This window comes from Micropruina sonneratiae, assembly GCF_025972045.1.
In the GTDB taxonomy this organism is placed as follows: domain Bacteria; phylum Actinomycetota; class Actinomycetes; order Propionibacteriales; family Propionibacteriaceae; genus Micropruina; species Micropruina sonneratiae.
In genome coordinates this window covers 260,172-272,849 of sequence record NZ_JAPDHX010000001.1, presented here as the reverse complement: position 1 = coordinate 272,849, position 12,678 = coordinate 260,172, and the positions used below count along the sequence as shown (strand labels likewise).

The window sequence follows — 12,678 nt, the reverse complement described above, 5'->3', positions numbered from 1 at the left end:
CACCGGCTGTTCACCCAAGAGCCCCCATTCGGTTTCCTGGGCTGCCTAGCGTGCTTCGCGGAGCGAGTCGCTCCAACGTTCGCGAAAGGAAAGCCGTGAAGATCTCCAAGCTCGGCGCGCCGGTGGCACTGATTGCCGCGGCTGCGCTGACTCTGTCCGCCTGCGCAGCCAACGAACCCGCCGACCCGGGCACTGGGACCAGCGGCACCGCCGCGTCCAGCACGCTGGCCGGCAAGGGCGCTTCGTCGATGTCCGCGGCGCAGCAGAAGTGGATCGCCGACTACCAGTCCGCCCACTCCGGCGTCACCATCAACTACTCCCCCGACGGCTCCGGCGCGGGCCGTGAGGCGTTCACGTCCGGCGCCGTGCAGTACGCCGGCTCTGATCGTCCGTTCCAGGACGAGGAGATGGGCGCGGGCAAGTTCGCCGGCTGCACCGCCGAATCCAACGCTCTCGACCTGCCGGTCTACATCTCCCCGATCGCCGTCATCTTCAACGTCGAAGGAGTCGACGAACTGAAGCTGGACGCCGACACCGTGGCCGGCATCTTCGCGGGCACGATCACCAAGTGGAACGACGAGGCCATCGTTGCCACCAACCCCGACGCGAAGCTGCCCGATGCCGCCATCACCGCGGTGCACCGCTCCGACGACTCGGGCACCACCAACAACTTCACCGACTACCTGCACCAGGCCGCACCGTCGGTGTGGAGCGAGGAGGCGTCCGACACCTTCCCGGCCGCGTTCGGCGGCGAGGCCGCCAAGGGCACCTCGGCGGTGGTGGACGCCGTGTCGACCGGCACCAACACGATCGGCTACGCGGACGCCTCCGCAGCCAGGGAGGTCAGCCACGCCCAACTGCAGGTCGGCGACGAGTGGCTGCAGCCGACCGCGGAGGCGGCGGCCAAGGTGGTGGACGCCTCCGAGACGATCTCCGGCCGCTCCGAGCATGACCTCGCGCTGACGCTGAACCGCAAGGCCGAGGGCGCCTACCCGGCCGTGCTGGTCTCGTACGCGCTGGTCTGCGAGGCCTACAAGGACTCCGCCACGGCCGAGCTGGTGAAGAGCTTCATCGGCTACGTGGCGTCCGCCGAGGGCCAGCAGGCGGCCGCCGAAGCCGCCGGCAGTGCGCCGCTGAGCGCCGACATGCAGGCCAAGGTCGCAGCGGCGGTCGCGTCGATCAAGTGAGTCCGGCCAGCGCCCGCCCGGTTTCCGCCGGGCGGGCGCTGGATGGTCCCGATCCTCTAGCCTCCCACCAAGAGTGAGCGAAAGATGGCAACCGTGACGCAGTCCACCCAGGAGGTGACCCCCAGCCCCTCGCCCGAGCGGCCCGGCGGTCCCGGCCGTCCGCTGCGGCGACTAGGCGACCGCGTGTTCAGCGGGCTCTCGACCGGCTCGGGCGTTGCGATCCTGGTCATCCTCGCCGCGGTCGCCGGCTTCCTGCTGATGCAGGCCTTCCCAGCGCTGACCACCTCACCCGAGGTGCTGCAGGCGCAGGGCTACGGCCCGTTCCTGTCCTGGATCCTGCCGTTCGCCTGGGGCACCGTGTGGGCGTCGTTCTGGGCGCTGCTGATGGCGGTGCCGGTGTCGATCGGCATCGCCCTGTTCATCTCCCACTACGCGCCGCGCCGGCTGGCCGCCGGTCTGGGCTACGTGATCGACCTGCTGGCGGCGGTGCCGTCGGTGGTCTTCGGCCTGTGGGGCAGCATCGTGCTGGCCCCCGCCGTGCAGCCGCTGTACCTGTGGCTGAACACCTACCTGGGCTGGATCCCGTTCTTCGCCGGCCAGCCGTCCGGCACCGGCCGGACGCTGCTCACCGCCGCGATCGTGCTGGCGGTGATGATTCTGCCGATCATCACCTCGCTGTCCCGGGAGGTCTTCCTGCAGACCCCGATGCTGCACGAGGAGGCGGCGCTCGCGCTGGGCGCGACCCGCTGGGAGATGATCACGATGGCGGTGCTGCCATTCGCCCGGGCCGGCATCATCAGCGCCGTCATGCTCGGTCTGGGCCGGGCACTCGGCGAGACGATGGCGGTCGCCATGGTGCTCTCGGGCGCCGCGGTCGTGCACTTCCAGATCCTCACCTCGCAGAACCCCAACACCATCGCCGCCGTCATCGCCCAGAACTTCCCCGAGGCCTACGGCCTGAAGACCAACCAGTTGATCGCCGGCGGCCTGGTGCTGTTCGTGATCACCCTGCTGGTCAACGCCGGAGCCCGGCTGATCATCTCCCGCTACAAGGAATTCTCGGGGGCCAACTGATGAGCACCGCGACCACCACCCGCAACGCCGATCCGCTGACCGCCGGGCAGTTGCCCGGCTACACCACCTGGGTGGCGCTGGCGGGCAGCCTGCTGGTGGCTGGAATGATCGATGCCTCCCTCCTGGGCGGTTTCGACCCGGGAACCACCGCCTTCCTCGGCGCCGTGATCTTCCTTCCGGTGGCCTATCTGGTGGCCCGCGTCGTCCAAGGACGCCGCGCCGCTGCCGACCGGCTCGCCACCAACTTGGTCACCGGCGCCTTCCTGCTCGCCCTGCTGCCACTGCTGTCGCTGCTGTGGGAGACCCTGTCGCAGGGCCTGCCCCGCTTCGACGTCACGTTGTTCACCTGGTCGATGCGCAACGTGATCGGGGACGGCGGCGGCGCCGCCCACGCCCTGTACGGGACGTTGTACGTGACCGGCATCGCGACGCTGATCTCGGTGCCCATCGGACTGATGACGGCCATCTACCTGGTTGAGTACGGACGCGGCGCGCTCGCCCGCGGCATCACGTTCTTCGTCGACGTGATGACCGGCATCCCCTCCATCGTGGCCGGCCTGTTCGCCTATGCGCTGATGGCGATCGTGTTCGGCCCCGGCACCATCAACGGCTTCGCCGGGTCACTGGCCCTGTCGGTGCTGATGATCCCGATCGTGGTGCGTGCCACCGAGGAGTTGCTGCGGATCGTCCCCAACGAGCTGCGGGAGGCGTCCTACGCGTTGGGTGTGCCGAAGTGGCGCACGATCACCTCGGTGGTGCTGCCGACCGCGGTGTCCGGCATCGTCTCGGGCGTCATCTTGTCGATCGCCCGGATCATCGGCGAGACGGCACCGCTGATGATCGCCGCCGGCTTCACCAACTCGATCAACACCAACCCGTTCGCCAACCCGATGATGACGCTGCCGGTGTTCGTCTACGACCAGTACGCGCACCCCGGCGTGGACCGCATCTTCTACAACGAGCGGGCCTGGGCCGGTGCCCTGACCCTGATCGTGCTGGTCATGGTGCTCAACCTGCTGGGCCGCTTCATCGCCAACCGCTTCAGCCCGAAGACCGGGCGCTGACAAGGAGTCCCTCGCATGTCCAAGAGGATCGAGGTCACCGACCTCAACTGCTACTACGGCACGTTCAAGGCCGTCGAGGACGTCACCATGACCATTCAGCCGCGTTCGGTGACGGCCTTCATCGGCCCGTCCGGCTGCGGCAAGTCGACCTTCCTGCGCACCCTGAACCGGATGCACGAGGTGATCCCCGGCGCCCACGTCGAGGGCGACGTGCTGCTCGACGGCCACAACCTGTACGGCAACGGCGTCGACCCGGTCAACGTGCGGCGGCAGGTCGGCATGGTGTTCCAGCGTCCCAACCCGTTCCCCACAATGTCGATCAAGGACAACGTGCTCGCCGGCTACCGGCTGAACGCGCAGCGGATGAAGGCCAGGGAGGCCGACGAGTTGCTGGAGCGCTCGCTGCGCGGCGCCAACCTGTGGGAGGAGGTCAAGAACCGGCTCGACCGGCCCGGCTCGGGGCTCTCGGGCGGCCAGCAACAGCGGCTGTGCATCGCCCGGGCGATCGCCATGCAACCCGAGGTTCTGCTGATGGACGAGCCCTGCTCCGCCCTCGACCCGATCTCGACGCTGGCCGTCGAGGACCTGGTGCAGGAGCTCAAGGAGACCTACACGATCGTCATCGTCACCCACAACATGCAGCAGGCCGCCCGGGTCTCGGACGAGACCGCCTTCTTCAACATCGCCGGCACCGGCGCGCCCGGCAAGCTGGTCGAGATGGGGCCGACCGAGAAGATCTTCTCCACCCCCGACGTGCAGGCCACCGAGGACTACATCACCGGACGCTTCGGCTGAGCGACCCCGGGCCCGATTCCCGGCCCTGGCTAGAATCGGCGGCGTGAGCAGCGCAGGGTGGTATCCGGATCCGGGCGGCCAACCGGGAATGTACCGGTACTGGACCGGGTCCTCCTGGTCGGCGTCCATAACGAACAACCCCACCCAGGCGCCCCCGGCCGGTGGCCTGGGCACCCCGCAACGGCCCGGTGGGCAACCCGGCTGGCACCCCAACCAGCCGCAGCAGCGCCGCACCCCGGTCGGCTGGTGGCTGGGCATCGCCGCCGTCGTGCTCGTGCTGGGCGTGATCGCCTGGTTCGCGATTCGCGGGCTCGGCGGCATCTTCGGCGGCGGAAACGACCCTGGCTCGAACCCCACCCAGAACGTGTGCCCCAAACAGGTGGCCACCACGGTCAGCCCCGAGGCCGCACCCAACGACGGCCGGGTGCACGGCGGCCGGCTCTCCTACCCGCAACTGGGCAGCCCGTGGAGCAGCCCGCAGGTCGAGGACCGCGTCCCGTTCGGCCGCGACGTGCTCACTCAGACGGTGACCATCGAACAGAACTACAAGCCCGGCTCGAACTGGGTGGCGTCGGTGCTGGTCGGCGAACTCGTCGCCGGGGACGGCTTCTTCAGCCCGCAGCAGGGCTCCGAGATCGTGGTCAAGTGCATCATGGGTGTCTTCTACGACGACGCCGAGGTCGTCCGCGACGACCAGGTCAACAAGGCCAGCACCATCGACGGCAAGGACGCCTGGCTGGTCGAGACGCACCTGACCTTCGACATCCCCGGCCTGCAGACCAAGGGCGAGCTGGCCATCATCCTGATCGTCGCCACCTCGGATGCGGCGTCCAGCATCTTCTACGCCTCGATCCCCGACACCGCCGCCGAGCTCGTGCCGGACGCCCGTGCGGCAATGAAGGGCCTCAAGGTCGACGGCTGAGCCGCGATCAGCGGCAGGGCAGCAGACCGGCGTCGATCTTCATCGCGACCACCCTGGTGGCTGCCGCCCGGACCTGATCGGCGATCGCGGGGTCGTCCCTCGCGGCCCGGCGGATGCCCGCGGCGAAGTCGTCGGCGAGTCCGGGGGTGACCGTCATCGCGATGTCGCCGCCGGCCTCGATGAAGCCGACGCCCCGCTCGTCGGCCGGCACCGACGCCATCGACTTCGCTGCGCCCAGGTCGTCGGAGATGACCACGCCGTCGAAGCCGAGCTGGTCGCGCAGCAGACCGATCACCGTCGGGGAGAACACCGCCGGATGCCGGGCGTCGATCCTGGTGTAGGTGACGGTGGAGACCATGATGCTGGGCGCGCCGGCCTCGACCGCCGCCGCGAACGGCTGCAGGTAGGGGTCGTCGGAGCGGGTGACGGTGTCCTTCACGCCCGCGGTGAAGTCGGTGTTGCCGACCACCCTGCCGATGCCCGGGAAGTGTTTCGCCGAGGTCGCGACGCCCGAATCGTGCATGCCCTGGACGAAGGCGGTCACCTTGTCCGCCACCGTGCCGGGGGTCGACCCGTAGCCGCGCTCGAGCACCCCGATCGGCTCGTTGCGGCTGGTCATGTCGGCCGGCACCGTATCGGCGACCGGGGCCAACGTCCAGCCCACCCCCGCTGAGGCGAGTTGTCTGCCCCAGCGGGCCGCCCGTGAACGCAACGTGGCGTCACTCAACCCCGCCTGCACGACCGCCGACGGAATCGTGCTGAAACCGGTGCCCTTGAGCCGCTGGACGACCCCACCCTCCTGGTCGACCGAGATCAGCAGCGGGGTGGGCAGGTCGTCGAGGGCGAGCCGAGCGGTCAGCCGCCTCACTCCGGCGACCCCGTCGGTGTGCTGCCCCATCAGGATCACCGATCCGATCCGCTGCGAGCGCAGCACGCTCAACTCGGAACTCGACGCGCCGGTCACCCCGACCATCACGGTCAGCCCCACCCGCTCGCGCAGGCTCAGCCCGTCGACCACGGTGGCGGCACATTCGGCGACCGACGGCGGGGCCGTCGTGGACGCCGAGGGCGTGGGGCTCGGCGTGGGGGCGCCCGGGCCGGCTGTCGTTGCGGGGCTGGAGACGACCGGGGGCGGGGTGACCGACACGGCCGGCGCCCCGGACGTGCAGCCGGCGAGCAGGGTGACGGCGGCGATGGCCGCGGCCAGACGCTTCACAACTTGAGCGCCAATAGCGCGTTCTCGACCACCTCGGTGAGCGCCGGGTGGATCCAGTACTGGCCGCGGGCCATGTCGGGGGCCTTCAGCCCGAACGACATCGCCTGGATCAGCGGCTGGAGGAGGGTGGACGCCTCGGGCCCGATGATGTGCGCGCCGAGCAGCTGCTTGGTGCGCGGGTCGGCGATCAGCTTGCAGAAGCTGTCGGTGTTCTCCATCGCCCAACCGTAGGCGACACCGGAGTAGTCCTGCCGGGCCACCACGTAGCTGGCCTTGCGCTGCATGGCCTGCTGCTCGGTGAGCCCGACCGAGGCGATCTGCGGGTCGCTGAACACCGCGTGCGGGATGAACCGGTGGTCGGCGGCGGTCATCCGCCTGGGGTGCAGCAGGTTGTGCTGCACGACGCGGGCCTCGTGGTTGGCGACGTGCTTGAGCTGCGCGGGTGAGCACACGTCGCCGAGGGCGAAGATGCCCTTCACGCTCGTCTGCTGGTACTCGTCGACGACGACCAGGCCGTCGGCGTCGACGGCGACGCCGGTGGCCGGCAGGTCGAGCAGGTCGCCGTTGGGGATGCGGCCAAGGGCGACCAGCACCTGTTCGGCCTCGAAGTCGTAGTGGATGCCGTCGGGGTCCACGCTCTCGACCAGCACCGTGTCGCGGCCGGTCGGCTCGATGCCGATGACCTCCTGCCGCAGCCGCACGTTGACCCGCCGGGCCAGTTGCTCGGTGAAGGCGGCGGCGATGTCGGCGTCCTCCTTGCGCAGCATCACGTCCGAACGCTGCAGGACGGTGACGTCGGTGCCGAACGCGCTGAAGATGTGTGCGAACTCGGCTGACACGAAGCCGCCGCCGATGATCACCAGCGAAGCGGGCAGGTGGTCCAGCCGCATCACGTCGTCGGAGGTGTGCACCCGGTCGGCGACCGCCGGGTCGTCCAGACCTGCGATCGGGGGGAACTGCGGCCGCGACCCGGCCGCGATGACGAACTTCTCGGCGGTGATCGTCTCGTCGCCGACCAGCAACTGCCTGGGGCCGGTGAACCGGGCCGGTTCACGGAACAGGGTGACGTTCTCGTTGTGCTCGCGCCACTGCTCGCCGGCCTCGCTGATCGGGTCGATCCGGCCGAAGATGCGGTCGCGGACGGCGGCCCAGTGGACGCCGTCGAGGGTGAGGTCGACGCCGAGGGCCCGCGCGTGGTCGACCGACGCGGCCAGGTCGGCCGGGTGGACGAACATCTTGGTCGGGATGCAGCCCACGTTGAGGCAGGTACCGCCGAACCGTTCGCCCTTGTCGACCAGCGCGACCTGCTGGTCGCTGAACTGGTCGTCGATGATCGAGTTGCCCGAGCCGGAGCCGATCACGCACAGGTCGAAATGCCGCATGGGGCCGATTCTTGCACTCTCCGATGACGCTGCGGTGACGACCCCACCTCGCCGCCGGCGCTGGACCTCAGGCGCCGTGGGCGTCCTTCAGCTCGCGGCGCAGGATCTTGCCGGAGGCCGACTTGGGCACCGCCTCGATGAACTCCACCGCCCGCACCTTCTCGTGCGGTGCCACCCGCTCGGCGACGAAGGCCATCACGTCCTCGGCGCTCACCTCGCTGCCCGGACGCCGCACGACGAACGCCTTGGGGAACTCCTGCCCGTCGTCGTCGAGCGCCCCGACCGCCGCGGCGTCCGCCACGTCGGGGTGCTGCAGCAGCACCGATTCCAGCACCGCCGGCGGCACCTGGTAGCCGCGGTACTTGATCAGCTCCTTGAGCCGGTCGACGATGCGGTAGATGCCCAGGGCGTCCACCGTGGCCAGGTCACCGGTGTGCAGCCAGCCATCGGCGTCCAGGGTGGCCGCCGTGGCCTCAGGGTCGTTGAGGTACCCGGTCATCACCTGCGGGCCGCGGATCCACAGCTCACCGCGTTCACTCGGGCCCTCCGGCGGTACCGCCACGTCGTTGCCGTCGGCGTCCACGACCCTGGCCTGCGTTCCCGGCACGGGAGTCCCGATCGAGGAGCGGTCGATGGACGCGTCGCGCCAGTCGATCACGTGGGTGACCGGCGAGGTCTCGGTCATCCCGTAACCCTGCGCCACCACGCAGCCCAGGCGTTTCGCCACCGCGTCGGCGAGCGCCGCATCGAGCGGGGCGGCGCCCGAGAACACCACCTTGACCGCGGAGGTGTCCACGGCGTCCACGGCCGGGTGCTTGGCCAGCGCCACCGCGATCGGCGGCGCGATGAACACCCACGTGGTGCGGTGCCGCTCGATGATCCGGAGGAACTCGGCCAGGTCGAAGCGGGCCATCGTGACCAGCCGGGCCCGCCGCTGCAGCGCGTAGTTGAGCAGCACCGTCATTCCGTAGATGTGGAAGAAGGGCAACACCGCCAGCACCACGTCGTCGCCGGTCACCCCGATCGGCTGGCACTGGGCGACGTTGGCGACCAGGTTGCGGTGGGTGAGCATCACCCCCTTCGGGTAGCCGGTGGTGCCCGAGCTGTACGGCAGCACGGCCAGCCGGGTCGCGGGGTCGAGGTCGAGCTCGGGCCGCGGATGGCCGGCGGCCAGGATCTCGGAGGCCGACGGGTGGCCCTCGGCACCGTCGATGACCACCACCCGCCCGGCCGGGATGCCGAGCTCGGCGGCGGCCACCTCGACACCGGGCAGCAGCTGCGAAACGGTCACCACCGCCACGGCGGACGCGTCCCGCAGTTGGTTGGTGATCTGGGCCGGGGTGTACAGGGCGTTGATCGTGGTGGCGGTCGCGCCGGCGGCGAGGATGCCGTGGAAGGCGATGGCGAACGCGGCACCGTTGGGCGCCAGCAGGCCGACGACGTCGCCCGGCCCGATGCCCTGCACGGCCAGCCAGCCGGCGAAGGCGTCGACCCGTTCACGCAGTTGGCCGAAGGTCACCTCGACCCCATTGGCGCCGTTGACCATGGCGACGCGGTCGGCGTCCGCTTCGGTGAGGTCGGCGAACAGGCTGTCGTAGACGGTGACGTTGGGGACGACAAGGGCTTCCGGGCTCGGCATGTGGGACTCCATCGACGGCACTGGCGGGGATCGTGGGCGTCAGGCTAGCCATCGCACCCTGCGACGGAAGGCTTCCGGCGACTCAGATGCCGGCGTAGGAGTGCAGGCCCGAGACCAGCAGGTTGATGCCGACGAAGTTGAACCAGAAGCAGGCCAGGCCGACGATGGCCACCACCGCGGCCCGCCTGCCCCGCCAGCCGGCGGTGGCCCGGGCGTGCAGGTAGCCGGCGTAGACCACCCAGGTGACCAGCGACCAGGTCTCCTTGGGGTCCCAGCCCCAGAACCGTCCCCAGGCGTACTCGGCCCATACCGAACCGGCGGCGATGGCGAACGTCCACAGCGGGAAGGCAAAGGCGTGGAAGCGGTAGGCCAACTCGTCGATCCGGGTCGGCGAGGGCAGCTTGGCCAGGTAGCCGCGCACCTTTTCGCGGCGCACCGCCCGGCTCTTCAGCAGGTACAGGATCGACAGCAGGCCACCCACGTTGAATGCCGCCCCGGCGACCGCGGCGGCGACGATGTGGATGACGAACCACACCGAGTGCAGCGCAGGCACCAGCGGCGCCACGGCCACGTAGAAGACCGTGACCGCCAGCCCCTGGCCGATCACGGCGAGCAGCGTCACCGGAAGGCCCAGCCACCGCACCCCGCGGAAGGCGAGCACCAGGAAGATCGTGACGATGAACAGCATCGCCGCCGTGACGAACTCGTACATGTTGCCCCATGGAAACCGGTTGCCCGCCACCCCGCGCATCACCACCCCGGCCAGGTGCGACGCCCAGCCGATCAGCGTCAGGGCCAGCCCCATCCGGCCGAACATGTCCACCCGGATGCGGGTCGCGGTGTCGTCCGGCGCCTTCGAGGTCGGCGCGGCGACCTCGGGCGCCGGCGCGTCGCCGATCACCTCCTCGCCGCCGCTGGCGACCAGCACGCCGGCCGGCACCACCTCGGGCTCCAGCTTGCGGGCGGCGGCCCACTCGGCGGCGAACGCACCCAGGGCAAGCAGGTAGACCACCACCGAGGTCACCATCGCCAGGTTCGACCAGTACTCGGCCATCAGTCCTCCTCGTCCTCCTGCGGTGAGCCTGCGCCGCCCGGGGGCGACTGCGCAACCCCCTCGTCCACGGGTTCGTCGGTCACGGCGAGCTCCAGCGCCTCGGCCAGCGAGCGCACCTCGTCCTGCAGCCCACCGCGGCCCTCGGTGCGGTCCAGTCCGGCCACCTCGACGCCACCGGCCCCGGCCCGCACCCACAGCCGGCGGGGACGGATGAACAGCGACAGGCACAGCCCGGTCACGGCGACCAGCACCGACGCGAACACCAGCCACAGCCCCGGCGTGGAGGAGACCTGCAGGCTCACCCAGCGCTTCCAGTCGTGGAACTCGATCGTCGAACCGTCGGGCAGGGTGTAGCTCTGCCCGGGCACCAGCGTGAAGCGCAACTTGTCGCCGTCGTCGGTGGTGAACTGAGTCAGTCCGACGGTGTTCAGCGAGTAGACGTTCTCCGGCTCGCCGGTCGCCTCCTTCGGCGGTCCGTGCCAGGCGTTGAGCAGCAGGGCCGGGTTGAGCGCGTCGGGGAAGGCGGACGCGCCACCCGAGTCGGTGTCCACCGCCGTGGGCAGGAACAGCGCCTCGAACGCCAGCCGCTCCGGGCGGGCGAACGGCGCCTTGACCACCCCGACGGACAGGAAGTTGCCGTCCTGCGGCAGCAGGATCACCGGCCCCGTGAAGGCGACGTCGCCGTTGGCGTCCTTCACCGTGACGTCGACGGCGTACCCGTGCCCGACCAGGTGCACCACGCTGTCGCCGAGGCTGAGCGGATGGTTCACCTCGAGCAGGCCGTCGGTGCTGGCGCCGTCGATGGTGGTCGTGGTGTGCGCCCGGAACACCCGCGCGGCGCCACGCTGCACCGGCCCGGTCTCGAACTTGGCCTCGAAGCTGTCCAGTTTGACCGTGAACGGCACCAGCTGTTGGGGACTGAACAGCCCGCCGGAGGAGAAGTCGTCGAACTGGGTGAGGGTGTTGCTGAACGACTGGCCCTCGACGACCGCGACCGTGCCCTTGTAGCCGAAGAGGCTGCCCACGGCCACCCCGGACAGCAGGAACACCAGCGAGCAGTGGAAGACCAGGTTGCCCAGTTCGCGCAGGTAGCCGCGCTCGGCGCTCACCGAATCGTCCAGCCGGCGGACCCGGAACCGTCGCCTGCGCAGCTCGCGCTCGGCGGCGTCCAGCACCGTCGACGGGTCGTCGGACGCCGGCGCGTCCAGGTGCGCCGGCAGCCGCGCCAGATTGCGTGGGGTGGTCGGCGGCTGGGCACGCAGTCCTCGTGCGTAGACCCCGACCCGGGGAATGATGCAGCCGACCAGCGAGACGAACAGCAGCAGGTAGATCGCGGCGAACCACGGCGAGGCGTACACGTCGAACAGGCCCACGGCGTCGTAGATCGGCCCCAGCTGCGGATTGTCGGTGATGAACTCCCGCACCCGCACCGGCGAGGTGGGCCGCTGCGGCAGCAGCGAACCGGGAATGGCGGCCAGCGCCAGGGCGAACAGCAACACCAGGGCGGTGCGCATCGAGGTCAGCTGCGTCCAGAGCCAGCGCAGCGTCTCCGCGCCGCGCAGGGTCCCGGGACGCCGGGTTCTCTCCGCCATCAGATCACCGTCCCGAAGGCGGACGCCCACTGCCGCAGCACGCCCATCAGCGCATCCCACCAGCCGGTGAGCAGCAGCACGCCGACCCCGACCATCAGCACCCCGCCGAAGACCTGCAGTGCCCGGTGGTGCCGGCGGACCCAGCCGATCGCGGTGCCGAACCGGTCCAGCGCCAGGCCGGCGACCAGGAAGGGCAGGCCGAGCCCGAGCGCATAGGCGAGGGCGAGCAGCGCGCCCCGGACGGCGGTCGCCTCGTTGAGGGCCAGGGTGAGCACCACCTGCAGCGCGGGACCGATGCACGGCGTCCAGCCGAGGGCGAACACGATGCCGAGCAGCGGCGCCGCGGCCAGCCCCACCCGGGGCCGCAGGTTGAGCCGCACCGTCCGGTTGGCGAACGGCACCCAGCCGGCGAACACCAGGCCGAGCACGATCGCCAGCACGCCACCGATGACGGTCAGCTCGCGGCGCCACAGCATCAACTGGGTGCCGAGCGAGCCGAACAGCGCGCCGCCGGAGACGAAGACGACGGCGAAGCCGAGCACGAACAGCGAGGTGCCGGCCAGCACCCGGCCGCGTCGGGAGCCGTCGGCCAGCTGGGCCGAGCTCAGCCCGGAGGCGTAGGACAGGTAGCCGGGCAGCAGCGGCAGCACGCACGGCGAGAAGAACGACACCAGCCCGGCCAGCACGGCGACCGGTAGGGCCAGCAGCATCGAGCCGCCGACAGCCTCCCGGGCCCAGTCCCCGATCTCCAGC

Annotated in this window: 11 protein-coding genes; 5 read left to right on the top strand and 6 right to left on the bottom strand. The window is 70.3% G+C overall.

Annotated features, from left to right (window positions below; genetic code table 11):
* The first annotated feature begins 95 nt into the window (after nt 1-95).
* From pstS to OIE40_RS01285, 5 genes are all read left to right on the top strand, one after another.
* Nucleotides 96-1,187, top strand: coding sequence for a phosphate ABC transporter substrate-binding protein PstS (gene pstS, locus OIE40_RS01305; RefSeq protein WP_264699187.1), 1,092 nt, complete (start codon nt 96-98; stop codon nt 1,185-1,187).
* 84 nt (nt 1,188-1,271) lie between these two features.
* Nucleotides 1,272-2,261, top strand: a complete 990-nt coding sequence (pstC, locus tag OIE40_RS01300) for a phosphate ABC transporter permease subunit PstC (RefSeq protein ID WP_413774444.1) — start codon at nt 1,272-1,274, stop codon at nt 2,259-2,261.
* Nucleotides 2,261-3,325, top strand: a complete 1,065-nt coding sequence (gene pstA / locus OIE40_RS01295; protein WP_264699185.1) for a phosphate ABC transporter permease PstA — start codon at nt 2,261-2,263, stop codon at nt 3,323-3,325. The genes pstC and pstA overlap by 1 nt, the downstream gene beginning before the upstream one ends.
* A 15-nt stretch (nt 3,326-3,340) precedes the next feature.
* Nucleotides 3,341-4,120, top strand: a complete 780-nt coding sequence (gene pstB / locus OIE40_RS01290) for a phosphate ABC transporter ATP-binding protein PstB (RefSeq protein WP_264699182.1) — start codon at nt 3,341-3,343, stop codon at nt 4,118-4,120.
* Between the two features lie 43 nt (nt 4,121-4,163).
* The gene (locus tag OIE40_RS01285) at nt 4,164-5,042 is read left to right on the top strand and encodes a DUF2510 domain-containing protein (protein WP_264699179.1); all 879 of its coding nucleotides are present in this window, start codon (nt 4,164-4,166) and stop codon (nt 5,040-5,042) included.
* 7 nt (nt 5,043-5,049) lie between these two features.
* Here OIE40_RS01285 and OIE40_RS01280 read toward each other — a convergent pair whose 3' ends face one another.
* From OIE40_RS01280 to OIE40_RS01255, 6 genes are all read right to left on the bottom strand, one after another.
* On the bottom strand, nt 5,050-6,258 hold the full coding sequence (locus OIE40_RS01280) for a glycoside hydrolase family 3 N-terminal domain-containing protein (protein WP_264699177.1): 1,209 nt from the start codon (nt 6,256-6,258) through the stop codon (nt 5,050-5,052).
* Nucleotides 6,255-7,640 carry a mycothione reductase gene (locus OIE40_RS01275; RefSeq protein WP_264699175.1) on the bottom strand — a complete coding sequence of 462 codons (1,386 nt, stop codon included), beginning with the start codon at nt 7,638-7,640 and terminating at the stop codon, nt 6,255-6,257. The genes OIE40_RS01280 and OIE40_RS01275 overlap by 4 nt, the downstream gene beginning before the upstream one ends.
* A 67-nt stretch (nt 7,641-7,707) precedes the next feature.
* Nucleotides 7,708-9,279, bottom strand: coding sequence for an AMP-binding protein (locus OIE40_RS01270; protein WP_264699173.1), 1,572 nt, complete (start codon nt 9,277-9,279; stop codon nt 7,708-7,710).
* Between the two features lie 82 nt (nt 9,280-9,361).
* Nucleotides 9,362-10,336, bottom strand: coding sequence for a c-type cytochrome biogenesis protein CcsB (gene ccsB, locus OIE40_RS01265; RefSeq protein ID WP_413774457.1), 975 nt, complete (start codon nt 10,334-10,336; stop codon nt 9,362-9,364).
* Entirely contained in the window at nt 10,333-11,925 is a 1,593-nt protein-coding gene (gene resB / locus OIE40_RS01260) for a cytochrome c biogenesis protein ResB (RefSeq protein WP_264699169.1), read from the bottom strand. Before resB ends, ccsB begins: the two co-directional genes overlap by 4 nt.
* Nucleotides 11,925-12,635: a cytochrome c biogenesis CcdA family protein gene (locus tag OIE40_RS01255; protein WP_264700649.1), complete on the bottom strand. Its 711-nt coding sequence runs from the start codon at nt 12,633-12,635 to the stop codon at nt 11,925-11,927. Before OIE40_RS01255 ends, resB begins: the two co-directional genes overlap by 1 nt.
* Between the last annotated feature and the right edge of the window lie 43 nt (nt 12,636-12,678).